General features: G+C 68.6%; 17 protein-coding genes. 5 read left to right on the top strand and 12 right to left on the bottom strand.

The window, feature by feature from the left end:
* Positions 1-28: 28 nt before the first annotated feature.
* From E3O50_RS08050 to E3O50_RS08020, 7 genes are all read right to left on the bottom strand, one after another.
* Positions 29-1,792, bottom strand: a complete 1,764-nt coding sequence (locus E3O50_RS08050) for a chromosome partitioning protein (protein ID WP_134446350.1) — start codon at positions 1,790-1,792, stop codon at positions 29-31.
* Between the two features lie 387 nt (positions 1,793-2,179).
* A complete protein-coding gene (locus E3O50_RS08045; protein WP_134446349.1) occupies positions 2,180-2,377 on the bottom strand; it encodes a hypothetical protein in 198 nt (65 codons plus the stop codon).
* A gap of 265 nt (positions 2,378-2,642) precedes the next feature.
* Positions 2,643-3,284 (bottom strand): PRC-barrel domain-containing protein, encoded by a 642-nt coding sequence (locus tag E3O50_RS08040; RefSeq protein WP_134560819.1) that lies wholly within the window; start codon positions 3,282-3,284, stop codon positions 2,643-2,645.
* An 85-nt stretch (positions 3,285-3,369) separates the two neighbouring features.
* Positions 3,370-4,560: an SLC13 family permease gene (locus tag E3O50_RS08035; RefSeq protein ID WP_134560818.1), complete on the bottom strand. Its 1,191-nt coding sequence runs from the start codon at positions 4,558-4,560 to the stop codon at positions 3,370-3,372.
* 86 nt (positions 4,561-4,646) lie between these two features.
* Positions 4,647-5,828 carry an acyl-CoA dehydrogenase family protein gene (locus tag E3O50_RS08030; protein WP_134446346.1) on the bottom strand — a complete coding sequence of 394 codons (1,182 nt, stop codon included), beginning with the start codon at positions 5,826-5,828 and terminating at the stop codon, positions 4,647-4,649.
* Positions 5,829-5,890: 62 nt separating this feature from the next.
* Positions 5,891-6,760 carry a TetR/AcrR family transcriptional regulator gene (locus E3O50_RS08025; RefSeq protein WP_134446345.1) on the bottom strand — a complete coding sequence of 290 codons (870 nt, stop codon included), beginning with the start codon at positions 6,758-6,760 and terminating at the stop codon, positions 5,891-5,893.
* Between the two features lie 74 nt (positions 6,761-6,834).
* Complete coding sequence (locus E3O50_RS08020) at positions 6,835-7,017, bottom strand: hypothetical protein (protein WP_174774666.1); 183 nt, start codon at positions 7,015-7,017, stop codon at positions 6,835-6,837.
* Positions 7,018-7,123: 106 nt separating this feature from the next.
* On the opposite strand from E3O50_RS08020, the gene E3O50_RS08015 reads away from it, so the two are divergent.
* Positions 7,124-8,005, top strand: coding sequence for a hypothetical protein (locus E3O50_RS08015; RefSeq protein ID WP_241975551.1), 882 nt, complete (start codon positions 7,124-7,126; stop codon positions 8,003-8,005).
* Positions 8,006-8,095: 90 nt separating this feature from the next.
* Here E3O50_RS08015 and E3O50_RS08010 read toward each other — a convergent pair whose 3' ends face one another.
* Positions 8,096-9,196: an ABC transporter substrate-binding protein gene (locus E3O50_RS08010; protein ID WP_241975550.1), complete on the bottom strand. Its 1,101-nt coding sequence runs from the start codon at positions 9,194-9,196 to the stop codon at positions 8,096-8,098.
* A gap of 237 nt (positions 9,197-9,433) precedes the next feature.
* Between E3O50_RS08010 and E3O50_RS08005 the strand changes: the two genes are divergently transcribed.
* The gene (locus E3O50_RS08005) at positions 9,434-10,411 is read left to right on the top strand and encodes a magnesium transporter CorA family protein (RefSeq protein WP_134446344.1); all 978 of its coding nucleotides are present in this window, start codon (positions 9,434-9,436) and stop codon (positions 10,409-10,411) included.
* Positions 10,412-10,489: 78 nt separating this feature from the next.
* On the opposite strand, the gene E3O50_RS08000 is transcribed toward E3O50_RS08005, so the two are convergent.
* From E3O50_RS08000 to E3O50_RS19390, 3 genes are all read right to left on the bottom strand, one after another.
* On the bottom strand, positions 10,490-12,388 hold the full coding sequence (locus E3O50_RS08000) for a polysaccharide deacetylase family protein (RefSeq protein WP_134560817.1): 1,899 nt from the start codon (positions 12,386-12,388) through the stop codon (positions 10,490-10,492).
* 148 nt (positions 12,389-12,536) lie between these two features.
* Positions 12,537-12,803, bottom strand: coding sequence for a GlsB/YeaQ/YmgE family stress response membrane protein (locus E3O50_RS07995; RefSeq protein ID WP_134446342.1), 267 nt, complete (start codon positions 12,801-12,803; stop codon positions 12,537-12,539).
* Between the two features lie 107 nt (positions 12,804-12,910).
* Positions 12,911-13,567 (bottom strand): Asp23/Gls24 family envelope stress response protein, encoded by a 657-nt coding sequence (locus E3O50_RS19390; RefSeq protein ID WP_134446341.1) that lies wholly within the window; start codon positions 13,565-13,567, stop codon positions 12,911-12,913.
* Positions 13,568-13,701: 134 nt separating this feature from the next.
* On the opposite strand from E3O50_RS19390, the gene E3O50_RS07985 reads away from it, so the two are divergent.
* From E3O50_RS07985 to E3O50_RS07975, 3 genes are read left to right on the top strand one after another with little or no spacing between them, the layout of a single operon-like run.
* Positions 13,702-14,277, top strand: a complete 576-nt coding sequence (locus tag E3O50_RS07985; protein ID WP_134446340.1) for an RNA polymerase sigma factor — start codon at positions 13,702-13,704, stop codon at positions 14,275-14,277.
* Complete coding sequence (locus tag E3O50_RS07980; RefSeq protein WP_134446339.1) at positions 14,274-14,933, top strand: Asp23/Gls24 family envelope stress response protein; 660 nt, start codon at positions 14,274-14,276, stop codon at positions 14,931-14,933. The genes E3O50_RS07985 and E3O50_RS07980 overlap by 4 nt, the downstream gene beginning before the upstream one ends.
* Positions 14,926-15,255, top strand: coding sequence for a hypothetical protein (locus tag E3O50_RS07975; RefSeq protein ID WP_134446338.1), 330 nt, complete (start codon positions 14,926-14,928; stop codon positions 15,253-15,255). The genes E3O50_RS07980 and E3O50_RS07975 overlap by 8 nt, the downstream gene beginning before the upstream one ends.
* Before the next feature lie 47 nt (positions 15,256-15,302).
* Here E3O50_RS07975 and E3O50_RS07970 read toward each other — a convergent pair whose 3' ends face one another.
* Positions 15,303-16,286, bottom strand: a complete 984-nt coding sequence (locus tag E3O50_RS07970; RefSeq protein ID WP_134446337.1) for a GGDEF domain-containing protein — start codon at positions 16,284-16,286, stop codon at positions 15,303-15,305.
* Positions 16,287-16,364 lie beyond the last annotated feature (78 nt).

Genomic DNA, 16,364 nt, shown 5'->3' with positions numbered 1-16,364 from the left:
GTTTCACGTCCCCCGCGCCGGACGCGGTCTACAGCCCTTCGGCGATCGCCGCGGTCGCGTAGAGCCAGGCCTCGCGGGTGCGCGGGGCGAGGGCGTCGATGTTGAGTGGTCCGCCGGCGACGAGCGCCGGATCGTACGGCACGTCGACGACGGTTCGGGTGAGCTGGCTGAAGTGGTCGTGCAGCCGGGCGGACAGGGCGCGGTCGGCGGTCTTCGCCGGGGACGCGAGAACGGTCACGGCCTGGGCGACCTTGTCGCCGTGACCCTTGAGTCGCAGCCCGTCGAGGAGGGACGCCGCGCCGTACGCGGTGTCCTCGCGGATCGTCGACACGACCACGAGCTGGTCGGCGGTCTCGACGGCCGCCTCCCAGTTGGAGGCGCGCATGTTGTTGCCGGTGTCGATGATCAGGATCCGGTAGAAGCGGCTGAGCGCGGCGTGCAGCTTGCCGAACGCGACGTCGTCGATGCTCGCGGCTCCGGCGGGGTCCAGGTCGGAGGCGAGCGCGTCGAAGCGGGCGTCGCCCTGGTTGCGCACGTACTTGTCGAGGTCGCCGACCCTGGCCGACGTCGAATAGGCGAAGTCCTCGAGGTCGCGCAGCAGGTCGACGGCCGTGTTCGTGTGCTGGGCGCCCTGAGCCCGCACGCCGAGGGTACCCATCGTCTCGTTGTTGTCCCAGGCGAGGGTGTACCCGCCACGGTGGATGCCGAAGGTCGCGGCGATCAACAGGGTCGCAGTGGTTTTGTGCGCGCCACCCTTGGGGTTGAGCACCACGATCGTGCGAGGACCGCTCAGGCTGCGCTGCACGGCCGCGATCGCGGCGCGGCGGGCGAGTTCGCTCCGGCCGGGCGAGGGGTTCACGAGTCCGCCGGTGACCCTACGCACGGTGCCCTGCCAGCCGAGGAGGGCCGGGCCGGCCACGATCGCGGGGCGGGAGCTCATGAAGTCGGCGAGATTCGGGCCGTCTTCCGCTGCGACGAGGGTCGGGTGCGGTGAAGGGACGAGCAGGGCGGAGGACGCGGAGATCGGCGTGGACCGGAGGGCTGCCAACGGGCCGGCCGCGATCTCCTCATCGTCATCGTCGGCGTCGAGAGCGCGGTGTTCGAAGATGATGTCCTCGAAGAGTCCGGGCGGCGGTGCTGGCGTGCGGCGGGGTCCGGCGGGCAGGGACTCGGCGGCCTGCGAGGCGTCGGGCCCGGATGCGGGCTCGTCCGCGCGGTCCGCGCCGTCCGCGCCTGCGAGCGCAGCGGCATCCGCTTCAGCTTCGACTTCCGCTTCGGCTTCGGCCTCACGCTCCAACGCGGACTCGGCGTCCGCCTTGTCGACGGAAGTCTGCGCCGCGGCATCGAGGGGGTCACCCAGGGCCGCGAGCTCGGCCAATTCCTCGAGGGCGCCGATCGGTTCCATCGGTTCGGCCATGAATGCCGCTGCGCTGCGGTCTCCGGTGTGCGCCATGGCGCGCTTGGCGGCCGTGCCCTGAGACGCTGCGGGAGCCTCGGCCTCGGCTTCGGCTTCGGCGCGCGCGGCTGCCGGGATGAAGTCGCCGGCGGCCTCCACTTCGCCGTCCGGGTGCACGACGAGGGGCCATTGGCCCTGCTCGTCGTCGGCGGTCAGCCGCACCGGGCGACCGAGTGCACGGGCGGCATCCGTCACGCGGTTGATGATCTCTTCACGAACACCGGCCTCGTCGCCGGCCGTCACCTGCTGGCCCACCCCGTCGATGATCAGTTCGCCGGTTCCGTTGCTACGAATCGTTGCCTGGATGCGAGGAGGTACGGATACTTCGTGTTTCATGGTCAGCCTTTTTTCCGTCGAGCTCAGCTCTTCGTTCTTTGGTGCGCTCCGGAATAACTGGACCGCGCCACAGACCAGCCTAACGGGCGGGAGTGATTACCCCTCGTTTGGGCGTGATCTTCCTCAGCTGCGCCCTGGTTGACCACCCTGCGACGGGCCGAACGCACCCCTGACTGAGCGCACTCAAGCTCGTGAGAGTCGCCGTTCGCGCCCACTGTCCCTGCCACACCGGGGCCACTCGACGGCAACGGCGACTCTCGGCGATGATCGCGCGCGCGGAAGGTCGCAGACGCGAGGCGCGTGCGCGGATGGCCGGAGCCGTGTGCGGAGATGCCGAGCCGGGCATCCGCTATCGGCGAACTCCGTTCGCCTGTTCAGCCCGCAGGCTCAGCCCGCGAGCGGCAGGTCTTCGGTCCCGCGGTGCCAGCGGATGGCGCGGATGCCCGCGCGGGTAGCGTGGGTGTCGTCGTGGCCGTTCTGGCGGCGGCACTCGACGAGGTCCTGGGTCGATGTGATGTGCGGGTCGCGGCAGGAGTTGGCGTAACTCGTGTAATCCGTCTCGAGCAGGAGTTCATTATCGGTCATGGTGGTGTATTTCTGGTTCACAGCACTGTTTCGTGGTTCACGACACCGCCGGCCTGCGTCGTGCGCCGGCAACGGTGCCTGGTGGTTCACCTGCTTCGGATGGTGGTGAGCGACACCCACTGCGGGCATCGAGCCGGTCGTCACTCTGGCGTGGGGTGCCGACGGATCAACACCCCAAGCACGGTGTTCTGCTGCTGACCAGAGTAGGGCTGGGGTCGAAGGAAGCCCTGTAAAACTGATGAATCGTCACATAAACGTCACTGTGTTACGGGCGTGTCACCGGGCCGGCATCGCGCGGGTGCGGGTGCGAATGCGGGGGCGGTGGCGGGCCGTCGTGCGGATGCGGGCGACCGGCGGCCTCGTGCTTGAGCAAGTGCGGCGGGGGCGGTGGCGCGCCGTCATGCGGCCCGTTCGGAGCATGCGGAGGGGGCGGATGCGGACCGTCAAGCGGGTGGGGATGCGGATGGTCCGGGGTGGGCGGCGCACCCGGAGACTGCACCTGCCGCGCCGGGGCGCCCGTGGCATCCGCTGCCATTTCGGTCGGTTCAACGGAAACGCTCGACTCGGGCGAAACGGGCGACTCGGGCGCCGAGGTGCCGTAGTAGCCGTAGAGTTCGTTCTCCTCGTCCGCGGTGATCGATCCACGGTCGCTCTCGATGCGGGGGCCGTTGCGGATGCGGTCGCGGTCGAAGGCCACGACCACACGCGGGCCGTCGATGGTCGCGCCGGCGAGCGGAACGAACGATTCGAGCATGCCGAACAGGCCCGTGCGCACCGTGACGAAGGCCGGCTCACCGGAGTCCTTGCTCAGGAAGACCTGTTCGACCGAGCCGAGCTTCGCACCGTCGCTCGTCACGACGAAGCCGCCGTTGACGACGATGTCGTCGATACCTTCGAGGGTGATCATTCGGTCATTCCTTCCCCGGAAAAACGCGCTGGAGGCACGGACAGGTTCCTGTATTCTCGCACCGCCCGGTGCGGCCGCCCGGGCGTCACGCGGTGACCAGGATCATCGTGAGCACGCTCAACCCGACCGTCACCGGGGCGAGCACGAGGCCGAAGAGCGCGTACCCGCGCCAGGGGATCAGCACGTTCATCTTTTCGAGCCTGCTGTGCCAGAGCAACGTCGCGAGGGACGCCCACGGGGTGATCAACGGGCCGACGTTCGCACCGATCAGGACGGCGAGCAGCCGCGGGGTCGAGTCGGCGACCGGTTCGAGCGCGAGGTAGGCGGGCAGGTTGTTGATCAGGTTCGAGCCGACCAGGCTTGTGCCGGCCAGGCGGAACAGGTCCCCCGGCGCGTTCCCCGCCCCGGCGAGCGCGGTGAGCAGCACGGGCAGCCCGAGGTTTTGCACGGCCTCCATCGCGAGGAACAGCCCGGCACTGAACAGCAGGAGCGACCACGGAATGATGGTGATCCGGAGAACGCTCCGGCGCCTGACGAAGAACACGACGGCCAGCACGAGGGCGGCGATGCTCGACGGCAGCCATACCGGCAGGCCGACGACGAGGGCGGGCAAGAGGGCAGCGAGCACGAGCGCGCTCGTCCCGAGCAGCACCCGGTCGACGGATGCCACCGCTCCCGACGTTCCCGCGACGCGCATCCGCTGCACGGGGACGCTCGAATACCGTTTGCAGAGGTCTTTCCGGAAGACGATCGCAACCATGGCCATCGGCACGATCACGGCGACGAGCGCCGGGGCCGCGGTCAGCCCGGCGAAGGCGATCGGGGAGATGCCGCCGAGGCGGTTCTGGGCGAGCAGGTTGGTCAGGTTGCTGATCGGGAGCAGCAGGCTGCCGGTGTTCGCGAGCCACACCGTCGTCAGGGCGAACGGCAGCGGCGGCAGACCCGCCTGCCGCGCGACCACGACAACGACCGGCGTCAGGAGCACGGCCGTGGTGTCGAGGGAGAGGAACACCGTCGTGACGATCGCGATGCCGGCCACCCACAACCAGAGCAACCAGGCCCGGCCGCCACCCCAGTGCCGAAGCCGGCGGGCGATCCAGCGGAACACCCCCGCCTCACTGCAGAGCTCGGTTACGACGGTCATGGCCACGACGAACACGAGGATCGGCGCCACCCGGTCCACGAGAACCAGCAGTTCGGGGAGCGGAAGCAGGCCGGTGACCGCGGCGACGGTGCCGAGCAGGAGCAGACCGGCGCCGATGAGGGACAGAACCATGAATCGGAGTGTATCGGCCAGGAGCCCCACGCCTCGCAGGGTGAGCGGATGCCTGGGGTGGCGGGAGGGAGGCGGGGGCGGGCGGGTCAGCGGAAGGCGCTCACGCCGGTCAGATCGCGGCCGATCAGGAGGGACTGCACGCTCTCGGTGCCCTCGTAGGTGTGCAGAGACTCGAGGTCGGCGAGGTGCCGGATCACGTGGTTCTCGAGCAGGATGCCGTTGCCCCCGAGCACGTCGCGCGCCGTCGCCGCGATCTCGCGGGCGGCGCGGGTGTTGTGGTACTTCGCGAGGGACGCCTGGATCGGACGCATGGTTCCGGCGGCGTCGAGTTCGGCGAGGCGCAGGCAGTAGAGCTGCATCGCGGTGAGCTGGGACAGCATCCGCGTGAGTCGTTCCTGCACGAGCTGGAAGCCGGCGAGCGGCTTGCCGAACTGGATGCGCTGGTTCGAGTAGCTGAGGGCGGCCTCGAAGACCGCGGTCGCGTGGCCGAGCGCCGACCAGGCCACACCGAGGCGGGTGGCGAAGAGCACGGTCGCGGTGTCCTTGAAGGTGCGGGTGCCCGGCAGGAGGGCATCGAGGGGCACGCGCACGTTGTCGAGCACGATGCGGGCCTGGTGGATGCCGCGAAGGGAGCCCTTGCCGGTGATCGTCTGGGCCTGGTAGCCGGGGGTGTCCTGCGGCACGAGGAACCCGCGCACGTTGCCATCGTCGTCGCGGGCCCAGACCACGGTCACGTCGCCGACGGAGCCGTTGCCGATCCACTTCTTCTCGCCGGTGATCACCCACTCGTCGCCCTCGCGGGTCGCGGTCGTCTCGAGCGCGACGGAGTCGGAGCCGTGGTCGGGTTCGGTGAGGGCGAAGGCGCCGAGCTTCTCGGCGCGGGCAAGGGGGATGAGCCACTCGGCCTTCTGGGCGTCGCTCCCGTAGAGGGCGATGCTGCGGAGCGCGAGCCCGCCCTGCACAGCCACCACGGTGCCCATCGAGCCGTCGCCGCGGGAGATCTCCATGTTGACGAGGCCGGCGGCGAGCGGGGACATCGGGGTGAGGCCGGGGCCGACGACGCCATCGGTGAGCAGGTCGAGTTCGCCGAGCCTGCGGACGAGGTGCAGCGGATACTCGGCCTTGTCCCAGGCCTCGGTGACCTCGTCGAGCGTCTCGATCGCAAAGGCGCGGGCCCGGTCCCAGAAGGCGCGGTCGGCGGCGGGCACATCCCGGAAGAGTTCGTAGTAGTCGGTGTCGAGCGGCACGGATACGTCGTAGTCGGGCACGGTTCCCCTTCATTGGGTTCGGCTGGTGTGACACTCAGTGTCGGGTCAAATGACACTGAGTGTCAAGTTGCGGGCCCCGACGTGCTCGCGGCGCGGCGTCCGCCGAGGGCGCGTGCGACCTCTCGGGAGAGCTCGTCCGGGGAAATCGTTCCGGGGAACACCGCTACGACGAGCTCGGCTGAGGCCTCCCCCGCCGGCTGGTGCCCGTCCGCAGGCTGCCCCGCGTGGTCAGGTGCCGCGTCGGGGTGAAAGAGGCGCCCCACTTTGCGGAGCTCCGCGGCGAGTTCCTCTGAGAGCTGCGCGGCATGCTCGGCGTCCCGCGCGGCATCCAGGTCGGCGCCGGTCGCTGAGACCGGCTCGGCGTTCGACGCGGCATCCGTTTCGGACGGGGACGGGACCGGTCCGCGGATCAGGCGGCGGAGTTCGTAGTTGTGCGTTGCGGTGATCGCGGCGGCGTAGCGGATGGCCGTGAGCGGCGGCACGTCGGGACGGACGGAGCGGAGGTAGGCGGCGAACATCTGCTCGTAACGGATGGCCATGATGGTCTCGCGGTCCCGGAGGGTCGGGGTGTCGCGCACGATGAGATCGCGCACCCGGACGCTGTCGAGCCGTTCGCGGAATCGTTCGAAGACCATCGTCGCGGCATCACGGATCGCGCGCCAGGGGTCGTCGTGCTGCACGGCGAAGTACGCGGCGATCTGCACGGCGAGTTCGTCGTGGTCGGCGAAGATCACGTCTTCCTTGGATCGGAACTGACGGAAGAAGGTGCTGCGCGAGACGCCGGCGGCCCTGGCGATGTCGGTCGCGGTCGTGGCCTCGTAGCCGTCGGTGCGGAACAGGCGCACGGCGATGTCGGCCACCTCGACGCGGGAGCGGGAGCGGGTGCGGGCCGGACGGGGCTGGCCGGAGGCCTCTGCTGCGGAAACGGACATCAGTCGTGAAAATAGCACGGAATCGCGCGGTCTCCTGCGCACCCGAACGCCTGGCGCATGGCGGGTTCAGCGGCTCAGCGCAGCGCGGCGAGCTCCTCCGGCTCGGCGATCACGTCGACCATCGCAGCGCCCCGGAGCACAGTGACCGGAAGCGGGCGGCCGATGGCATCGCCGAACAGGAGACGCTGGAGGCCCTGGGCGTCCCTGACCTGTTCGCGGCCCGCGGCGAGGATCAGGTCGAGCGCGCCTGACCGCAACCTGACCGCGCACCCGATCCGTCATCGTTCCTGGACCTCCTCTCCGTAGGTTGAGGAGCGGATGAGCGGAGCACACGTGGCAGAGATCGATCAGAATCCCCTCCCGATGACTGACCGGGCACCGGCTGCTGGGCCGGCGTCGGTTCGGGGCACGGCCGCGGAGACGACTCCGCGCAGCCCCCGGTTGCGTGCCCCGTGGTTCCGCGCCCGGCCGATGCTCAGCAAGGTCCCCAAGGTCACGGCAGCGTTCTGGGTCACCAAGGTGCTCACGACCGGGATGGGCGAGACGACCGCCGACTACCTCGTGCACCAGATCGATCCGCCTGTCGCCGTCGGCCTCGCGGGACTCGGCCTGGTCGCCGCCCTGCTCCTGCAGTTCGGCGTCCGCCGTTACGTCGCGTGGGTCTACTGGCTCGCCGTCGTCATGGTGAGCATCTTCGGCACGATGGCCGCGGATGCCCTGCACGTCGGACTCGGAATCCCCTACCTCGTGTCCACGGTCGCTTTCGTCCTCGCACTCGCTGCGATCTTCCTGGCGTGGCGGACGACCGAGAAGTCGCTCTCCATCCACAGCATCGTGACCCCGCGCCGCGAGTTCTTCTACTGGGCGACGGTGCTCACGACCTTCGCGCTCGGCACGGCCGCCGGCGACCTCACCGCCATGACCTTCGGCCTCGGCTACCTCGCGTCCGGAATCGTCTTCGCTGTGCTCATCGCGATCCCCGCGCTGGCGTATCGCCGCTTCGGCATGAATGCGACGCTCGCATTCTGGTTCGCGTACATCCTGACCCGGCCGCTCGGGGCATCCTTCGCCGACTGGGCCGCCGTCTCGACCGAACGCGGCGGCCTCGACCTCGGCACGGGGCCGGTGAGCCTCGTGCTCGGCGTGGCGATTCTCGCGTTCGTCGCCTACCTCGCGATCACTCGCCGCGACGTCGAATCGCTCGCCCCGCGCCCGCAGGGTCCCGCAGCCGCATCACGGCCGTGAGGTGTCGCAGATCGCTGTTCACGGAAGTCCGGAACGTCGATCTGCGACACCTCACGGGGATCGGGGACTCGCGCGGCGGCTGCGGCGGGGCTATTCGGTGCCGAGACCGGAGGCCGAAACCGGCTTCTCGCCGGCCGCCGTGCGCACCTTGTTGAGCGCGGTCAGGTCGAACAGGCCGTTCAGGTCGCCGGTCTTGGTGGTGCCGGCCGTCACGCCGTTCTCGAGGCTCACCGCGAACGTCGAGGCGAGCGGGTCGGTCGAGAACGTCACCTTGGTCAATGCTCGCGTGATCACGGCATCGGAGAGCGCCTTCCCGCTGTCGGCCGTGAGCTTCTTGTTGATCACGGTTGCCGCGTCCGTCGGGTTCTTCGTGAGCCAGTCGACGGATGCCGCGTTGCCGGCCACGAGGGCCTCGACCGTCTCAGGGTGCTCGGCCAGGAATCCCTTCCGCACCAGGAGTACGGTCGTCGGGAAGGCGCCGTCCGGCCACAGCGAGGACTCGTCGACGAGCACCTTGGCGCCGGCGTCGACGACGAGGCGGGAGACCCAGGGCTCCGGCAGCCAGGCGCCGTCGATGGCGCCGCTCTGGAACAGGGTGAGGGTCTGCGCGTTCTCGGTCGGCGTGATCTTCACCTCGCCACCGCCGGAGGTATCCGTCGTGAAGCCTTTGCTGCTGAGCCAGGCGCGCAGGGCGACGTCCTGGGTGTTGCCGAGCTGCGGGGAGGCGAGGGTCTTGCCCTTCAGGTCGGCGGCGGAGTTGATCCCGTCGCGCACGACGAGGGCTGCTCCGCCGCTCGTCGCGCCTGCGACGATCTTGACCGACTCGCCCTTGCTCTTGATGTAGCTGTTCACGGCCGGGCTCGGGCCGATGTATGCCGCGTCGATCGCGCCGGCGCTGAGCGCCTCGATCGTCGCGGGGCCTGCGTTGAAGATCTGGGTGCTGAGCTTGGTGCTGCCGAGGGAATCCTGCAGCAGGCCGTTCTCGAGTCCGACGAGGGCGGGGGCGTGCGTGACGTTGTCGAAGTAGCCGAGCCGGAGCTCTGCGGCCGGTCCGGCCGCGGTGGCGCCGGAGGCGGCATCGGCCGAGGCGGCGCATCCGCTCAGGGTGGTGGCGAGCAAGGCGACGGATGCCGCGCCGAGGGCGAGGCGCATCCCCGTGCGACGAGCAGTGGTGTGGGTCTTGGCGGACATGGGCTTCACTTCCATTCGGTGGACGGCGTACGCTGCGGCACCCGGGCTGGTCACGAGACCTGGGATGGTCTCGAGACGACGTTATTCACCGAACGACCTGAGCGACATTCCGGCCGGTCACGCCCGGTCACGAAACGTAGCGCAACGTCACACAGCATCGACGAGCCCGGCACGGCGTCGATGAGACTCGGCAAGGGCATTGACCCCGCTGCTCCGCGGATGCTGCTTGACTGAGGTGTGCGCACACCGAAAACCCGCTGCTACCGGAACGGGGACCTCGTCGACGAGGGCTTCCCGCTCGCCGACGTCTCCGAACACCTCGCCGACGCGGGTTGTGTTGTCTGGGTCGACCTGTGTTCGCCCGAGGAAGCCGACCTCGACCTGCTCGCCGAGGAACTCGGCCTGCATGCCCTCGCCGTCGAGGACGCCATGAAGCTGCACCAGCGTCCCAAACTCGACCGATACTCCGACCATCTGTTCCTGTCGGCGTATTCGATCACGTTTTCGCCCGAGTCCGCCTCGGTGGAGACCTCGGAGATCGCAGCATTCATCACCGAGCGGGCCTTCGTCACCGTGCACAAGGACCCTGACTTCGACGTCGATGCCGTCGTCGCCCGCTGGGATTCCTCCCCCGACCTCGCCTCGAACGGTGTCGCGTTCCTCCTGCACGGCCTCCTCGACTTCCTCGTCGACGGCTACTTCGAGGCCGTCGAGGCCCTTGATGAACAAGTCGAGGAGCTCGAGAGCCAGCTCTTCGAACCGAGGAGCGACCAGGAGGCTGTGCAGCGCCGCTCCTTCGATCTCCGGAAGAGCCTCGTGCTGATGCGCCGGGTGATCCTGCCGATGCGTGAGGTCGTCAACACCCTGTTACGCCGCGACGTGCACCTTCTGCAGAACGACATGGCGCCGTACTTCCAGGACGTCTACGACCACGTGCTGCGCGCGATGGAGTGGACGGAGAGCCTCAGGGACCTCGCCACGAGCGTGCTCGAGGCGAACCTCGCGATCCAGGGCAACCGGCTCAACGTGATCACGAAGAAGGTCACCGGCTACGCGGCGATCATCGCGGTGCCCACGGCGATCACCGGTTTCTACGGCCAGAATGTTCCGTACCCGGGCTTCAGCGAACTGGGCGGCTTCTACAGCTCCATCGCGCTCATCGTCGGCCTGTCCGCCCTGCTCTACCTGCTCTTCAAGCGCAACGACTGGATCTGAGACCGGCAGACACGCACGACAGGCGCGACAGGGGATGCCTGGCGCGGCCCAGGGAGGCGCGCCCGGCATCCCCTGCCACTACAAGGCCGGTGCCCCGACCGTGTCGAACATCGCGTAGTCGTCGGTCACGAGGGTTCCGTTACTGAACAGGTTCAGCCCGAAACTGATCGCGGTGGCACCGGCCGGGAGCGCCGTGGTCGTGAAGCTCGCCTGGGTGTATGCGGATGCCGTCGCGAGCCAAGGGCTCGACGTCCAGTACTGCCAGGTCCCGCTCGCATCCCGGTAGTAGATCGCGAACTGGGTGGACGTCGTCGACGTGTACCAGGCCCGGAGCGAATAGGTGTGCCCGGCGATCGCGGGCGGCGCGCAGGCCCCGCTGTCCAGGCTCGGCAGCAGCTTCGCGTCGCCGTTGGCGTAGTTCGTCACGACGAGCTTCTCCGCCTTGGTGCCGGTGTGCGCCGTCGCGACGGTCGTGAACGCGGCGGTGTTGGTGCCGTAACCGCCGATCTGGTAGCACTGCGGAAGGGCGGCGACTCCGGCGGCTTCCAGGCCCGAGTTCTGGACCAAGTTGGTGCCGGGGGCAGGCGGCGGGGGTACGGGCAGGGTTGCGGCGTCGAAGGCCGTGTAGTCGTCCGTGGTCAGGGTGCCGTTGCTCAGGAGGTTGAGGCCGAAGGTGATCGAGCTCGCCCCGGCGGGCAGTGCCGGGGTCGTCCAGCTCGCCTTCTGGTAGGTCGCGGACGCGGCGAAGAGCGGGCTCGCGGTCCAGTAGGCCCAGGAGCCGAGTCCGGTCCGGTAGTAGACCTCGATCTGGGTCGCTGCCGTGGACTTGTACCAGGCCGAGAGCGCGTACGCCGTGCCCGGGGTGGCCGCGGGGGCGCATCCGCCCAGGTCGGGGGTCGGCAGCCATTTCGCGTCGCCGTTGGAGTAGCCCGTCATCGTCAGGCGGGCCGCCCGGTTGCCGCTGTGGCCCGGAGTGACCGTGGTGAAGGCGGGGGTGTTCGTGCCGTATGAGGCGCCCTGCCAGCACTGCGGCACCCCTGCGGTGAGGGTTTCGAAGCCGGGGTTGGAAACCAGGTTGCTGCCGGCGGGCTTCGGTGTGACGGCCGGGCCGGAGACGACGGCTTTGACGGTGCCGCCGATGACCTGGTCGACCGTCTTGACCGTCGTCGTCGCGGGGCGGGTCTTCAGCCACTGCACGAACTGGGTGAACAGGGTCGGGCTGATCGTGAGCGGGTCGGTGAGCCCCGTCGCGATGTGGTGGAAGGTCAGCTGCTGCCAGCCGCCCGCAGTCTCGGCCTGGGTGACGGTGTTCTGGAGGTCGGTCAGGCTCCAGGTGTTGTCGACCTCGTCGGCAGCCTGGGTCAGGTACGGGTCGGCCGGCGGGATGCTCTCGGTGAGCGCGCATCCCGTGCAGCCGAACCGGGTTTGGATGTCTCCGAGGCCACGGGCGCTGTTGAACCCGCAGTTCTTGACGATGGTTTCGGTCGCAGGGGTCAGCAGCGAGGCGAAGGGATAGGCGAAACTCGTCACCCGGAATCCCCAGTTGGTGAGGTTGACTCGGTCGTTGCAGACCTGGCGCGTCGCCTCGTCCGTCGGGAGGGTGGCGAGGTCGGGGTGCGTCACGGTGTGGCCGCCGATCTCGTTGCCATCCGCGGCAAGGCTCTGCACCTGGGCAAGCGTCATGTAGCCCGGCTGGTTGATATACCCGGACGGCGTGTAGAAGGTGCCGTGCAGCCCGTTCGCCTTGAGGATCGAGGCTGCGGTCAGCTGGTCCGCGTTCGCGTCGTCGAAGGTGAGCGTGATGACGGCGGAAACGGCAGCGCTTGCAGGAAAGGCAGCGAATCCGTCGGCGACTCCGACGGAGACGAGTGCGAGCACAAAGGTCGAGACCCAGGCGAGCCAGCGCGGGCGGTTCCGACGGTAAGCACCGGTCAGCCGGTGTTTGGCGGCCTCAGGATTGCCTGGCTGAACGTCCATGTCGCTGAGCTCCATTCTGGGCCCCTGTCTTCCGCGCCGGGATGGCGCGGAAGACAGTCGGGTTAGGGCGCCGGAATCCCATTAAGGGGTGACCTCTCGGCCCTGTCAATGCGCGGCGCCCCACCAGAATGGGGGGTAGACCGGATGCCTAGGCTGCGCGGCGGCGACCCGTTGCGAGTCCGTAGATCAGGAGGACGACGATGGAGCCGCCGATGGCGAGAAGCCAGGTCTGCAGTGAGAAGAAGTCCTGCAGCGGAGCGTTGAACAGGATGCCGCCGAGGAACCCACCGAGGAGTGCGCCGACGACGCCGAGGAGCAGTGTCACGAACCATCCGCCGCCCTGCTGGCCGGGGAGGATGAGTTTGGCGATGGCCCCGGCGATCAGGCCGAGGAGAAGGAAGCCGAAGAAGCCCATGGGGTGCTCTTTTCTGTATTGGTCACGCGTGGTTGCGGATTTTGAAACGGTCTGGCGGTGAAACGACGTCGGCGCGGCAGGCCGGGGCCCGCCGCGCCGGGAGAGGTCTAGTCCTTGAAGACGTCCTTGATGTTCTCGCCGGCCTTCTTGGCGCTCGCGGATGCCTGCTCCGCACGCCCCTCCGCGACCTTGGAGTCGTCGTTGGTAGCCTTGCCGACGGCCTCGTTGGCCTTGCCCTTGAGGTCTTCGGCCGCGTTCTTGATCTTGTCCGATGCGCTCATCGTGTTTTCACTTTCTGTCGGTGTTTCTCTGGGGATGCCCGACGCGGTTGCGCGGGAAGTCTGGTCGTCTTCTGAGGGGTGATACACGTCATTGATCGTGACGTTCACCGCCGACACGCCGAGGCCGACGAAGTCCTCGATCGCCCGCGTGATGCTCGCCCGCACCTCGGCGGCGATCTGGTGCACCGGAACCGGGTACTCGGCCACTATCACGATGTCGACGACCACGTCCGTGTCACCCACCGTGACGCTCACGCCTTGGCTCAGGTCCGTTCCGCTCAGGGCCTCGCGAATGGCGCCGAAGGCCCGGACGGGAGCGCTGCCGAGGGAGTGCACCCCGGTCACGCCACGGGCGGCGACGCCCGCGACCTTGGCGACAACGCTGTCGCTGATGACGGTCTGTCCGCCGGGCGAATCGCCGCCGGAGACACCGCCGGACGAGTCGCGATCGGAAATACCGCGGAGAGCACGGGAAAGCGGCATGATGGGTATTCTTTCGTTGTCGATGGGCGATGATCGTGATGATCGTCACTGATATGACGTAGGCCGCCACAGGTTCGTCACGCGGAGATCGAAAATTTATTTGGCGCACCACCGGGCGATTCGGGAAGGACGTGATGACCACCGTTACGAGGCTCGCCGTCCCGTCCGCTCTCGACGCGGCATCCGACGCCCTGCTCGCCGACCGCGCGGCCGACGGAGATGTTCGCGCCTTCGAGGTTCTCGTCCGTCGCCACGGCCCGCTGATGCGCGTGCACGCGACCCGGATCCTGGGTTCGAACGACGAGACCGACGATGTGGTGCAGGAGTCGTTCATCACGGCCTGGCGGCAACTGCCGACCCTCGAAAACGGCGCCGCGGTGAAGAGCTGGCTGATGCGGATCTGCGGTCGCAAGAGCATCGACCGGGTTCGCGCCCGCCGCGACCACGCCGACATCACCGAAACGGATGCCGCAGCTCCGGCGGCGCTCACACCGCACCACGTCGCCGAGACGCAGGAACAAGCCGAGGCGCTCGCGCGGTGCCTCGCGGAGCTGCCGGACGACCAGCGGCGCTGCTGGACCCTGCGGGAACTCGGCGAATACAGCTACACCGATATCGCCGAAGAACTCGACCTGCCCGTGTCGACCGTGCGAGGCTTGTTGGCACGCGCCCGAAAAACCCTGCTGCGGGAATTGGAGGACTGGCGATGAACGCCCCAGACATCCCCTTTGTGGCTTTCGACCCCGAAGAGCTGGCCGAGGAGCAGGCCCGCCTGTCCGGGCACACGATCGAGGACCTCAACGACTACCTCGACCGCGGCCGCACCCCGAGCGACTCGAGCATCGACGACTCCCCGGCGTGCACAACGGCACTCACCCGCCTCGAGCGGCTCCGTGCGGCGTTGCGCCGGGTCGACTCGGCCGCCGTGGACCGGGAGTCGGCTGGGACTGACGGCTGGGTCGCGACCATCATCGACAGCATCCGGCTCGAGACCCGGGCGGGTCGGCGGATCCCGCTCACGTCCGACTCGCCGGTCGCCCGGCTGGCGCTGACCGAAGGCGCGGTCATCGGTGTCCTGCGCACGGCGGGGGACGGGATAGACGGCATCCTGATCAGTCGCTGCCGTCTCGACGGCGACGTCACCGAGCCGGGAGCGCAGATCACGGTGCGCCTCGAGGTGTCGGTCGGGGCCGACGGGATGAATACCGGCGAGAGCATCACGGCCCTCACCTCACGCCTGCGCGCGGCGGTCCACGCCGTGCTCGTGCAGCAGACGGAACTGTCGATCGCCGCCGTCGACATCACGGTCACCGACCTGTACCTCACGACACCCCCGCCGAGCTCCGAAGGAGAAGCCGATGAGTGAGTCCGCTGTCGCTGCCGGAGAACTCGACGACTACATTCTCGCGGTCCCGGGCGTCGACGCCCTCTACCCGGCCGGCCCGCTCCTGACCACGGTCGTGGCCTCAGTCGTCGCCGCGCTGATCCCGAGCGTGGCTGCGCCGAATCCGATCGTCGTCGTCGAGCGGTCCGGCGGACTCTCGATCGCCGCGAACATCGGCGTCGCCCCCGATCATGCGGCACCGGATGTCTGCCGCCGCGTTCACGATGCCATCGCCGAGCACTTCCGTCACGCCGGAGACCCGGTCATCTCCGAGATCGCGGTCACGGTCGCCCGCATCGGCTGACTGCCGGCGATCCCCCGTTGTTTGCGTGGTCAGGGTTGTTTGCGCGGTCAGGACCTCTTCGGCGAGGCCGGACCACCGCGAATGGCTGACCTCGCCGGCCGGGTGCCCGCCTGTTTCTGTGCCCGCATGGCGTCGTCGGCATTCCTGAGGAGCACCTCGAGGCGGGTCAGATCGCTGGACTCCCCCGTGTCCTCCGCCATCGCGATCCCGATCGTCGCGGAGACGCGCAGGCGCCGCCCCTCGCACACGAAGGGACTGGCTGCACTCAATTGGATGCGTTCAGCGAACGAAGCGGCCTGGGCCTTCGTGACGCTGTCGAGGAGCACGACGAATTCATCCCCGCCCAGGCGACCGAGGATGTCTTCGGGACGAGAATGCTCCCGCAGGCGAGCGGCGAAGCCGACGAGCACCTGGTCGCCCACCCGGTGGCCATAACTGTCATTGACGGCCTTGAAACCGTCAAGGTCGATGTACAGCGCGGCCACGCCGGCGACGTCCCCGTTGCCCTCGAGGATCGCACCCGCGCGTTCCTCGAGCTGGCGGCGATTGGGCAGCCCGGTCAGGGAATCGTGCAGGGCGGCGTAACGGAAGTCGGCGGAGAGCTGCTGAAAGATCTGGGACACCGACACGACCCTCGGGCCGTTGTCGGTGAGCACGAGCACGTCGCGGTAGCGGACGTCTTCGGGCAGGGCCAGGATGCGTTGAGCCGCCTGGGCGAGGTTCATGCCCCCGTCGAGTGCAAGCGACCGCTCCGGAACGAGCTGGGCCGCTGTCGACCTGCTGTGCAGCCCGCGGCCGTAACCCAGCCGACCGGTCAGGGTGTACTCGACCTGATCGCGGGAGAGCAGAGAGAAGAGCTCACCCTCCTGGACGACGACGGATCGAAGCTGCCGTTCGGACCGGAAGATCCTGTCGATCTCGGACACCGGGGTGCTCGCGGAGACGAGCTGCGCATCCGTGGCGAGGTCGGTGAGGCAGACCACACGATCACCCGCATGGGGGCCGGTCCAGGAGTCGAAAAGTGATCGCATGATTGATCATGACGGCGTCGACGGCTCGTGGACGTCAAAACTGGCGCTGTTTGCCGTCTGTTCAGCGCCCCGGTGGCC

Source organism: Cryobacterium sp. MDB1-18-1 (assembly GCF_004402735.1).
In the GTDB taxonomy this organism is placed as follows: Bacteria; Actinomycetota; Actinomycetes; order Actinomycetales; family Microbacteriaceae; genus Cryobacterium; species Cryobacterium glucosi.
This window is presented reverse-complemented; position numbering and strand designations above follow the sequence as displayed.

Excerpts from the sequence above, each read along its gene's own strand:
- E3O50_RS08050 (WP_134446350.1), bottom strand. The coding sequence starts at position 1,792 with ATGAAACACGAAGTATCCGTACCTCCTCGCATCCAGGCAACGATTCGT.
- E3O50_RS07970 (WP_134446337.1), bottom strand. The coding sequence starts at position 16,286 with ATGCGATCACTTTTCGACTCCTGGACCGGCCCCCATGCGGGTGATCGT.
- E3O50_RS07985 (WP_134446340.1), top strand. The coding sequence starts at position 13,702 with ATGACCACCGTTACGAGGCTCGCCGTCCCGTCCGCTCTCGACGCGGCA.
- E3O50_RS08025 (WP_134446345.1), bottom strand. The coding sequence starts at position 6,760 with ATGTCCGTTTCCGCAGCAGAGGCCTCCGGCCAGCCCCGTCCGGCCCGC.
- E3O50_RS08015 (WP_241975551.1), top strand. The coding sequence starts at position 7,124 with ATGACTGACCGGGCACCGGCTGCTGGGCCGGCGTCGGTTCGGGGCACG.
- E3O50_RS08045 (WP_134446349.1), bottom strand. The coding sequence starts at position 2,377 with ATGACCGATAATGAACTCCTGCTCGAGACGGATTACACGAGTTACGCC.
- E3O50_RS07975 (WP_134446338.1), top strand. The coding sequence starts at position 14,926 with ATGAGTGAGTCCGCTGTCGCTGCCGGAGAACTCGACGACTACATTCTC.
- E3O50_RS07980 (WP_134446339.1), top strand. The coding sequence starts at position 14,274 with ATGAACGCCCCAGACATCCCCTTTGTGGCTTTCGACCCCGAAGAGCTG.
- E3O50_RS08000 (WP_134560817.1), bottom strand. The coding sequence starts at position 12,388 with ATGGACGTTCAGCCAGGCAATCCTGAGGCCGCCAAACACCGGCTGACC.
- E3O50_RS08035 (WP_134560818.1), bottom strand. The coding sequence starts at position 4,560 with ATGGTTCTGTCCCTCATCGGCGCCGGTCTGCTCCTGCTCGGCACCGTC.
- E3O50_RS08010 (WP_241975550.1), bottom strand. The coding sequence starts at position 9,196 with ATGTCCGCCAAGACCCACACCACTGCTCGTCGCACGGGGATGCGCCTC.
- E3O50_RS08040 (WP_134560819.1), bottom strand. The coding sequence starts at position 3,284 with ATGATCACCCTCGAAGGTATCGACGACATCGTCGTCAACGGCGGCTTC.
- E3O50_RS19390 (WP_134446341.1), bottom strand. The coding sequence starts at position 13,567 with ATGCCGCTTTCCCGTGCTCTCCGCGGTATTTCCGATCGCGACTCGTCC.
- E3O50_RS07995 (WP_134446342.1), bottom strand. The coding sequence starts at position 12,803 with ATGGGCTTCTTCGGCTTCCTTCTCCTCGGCCTGATCGCCGGGGCCATC.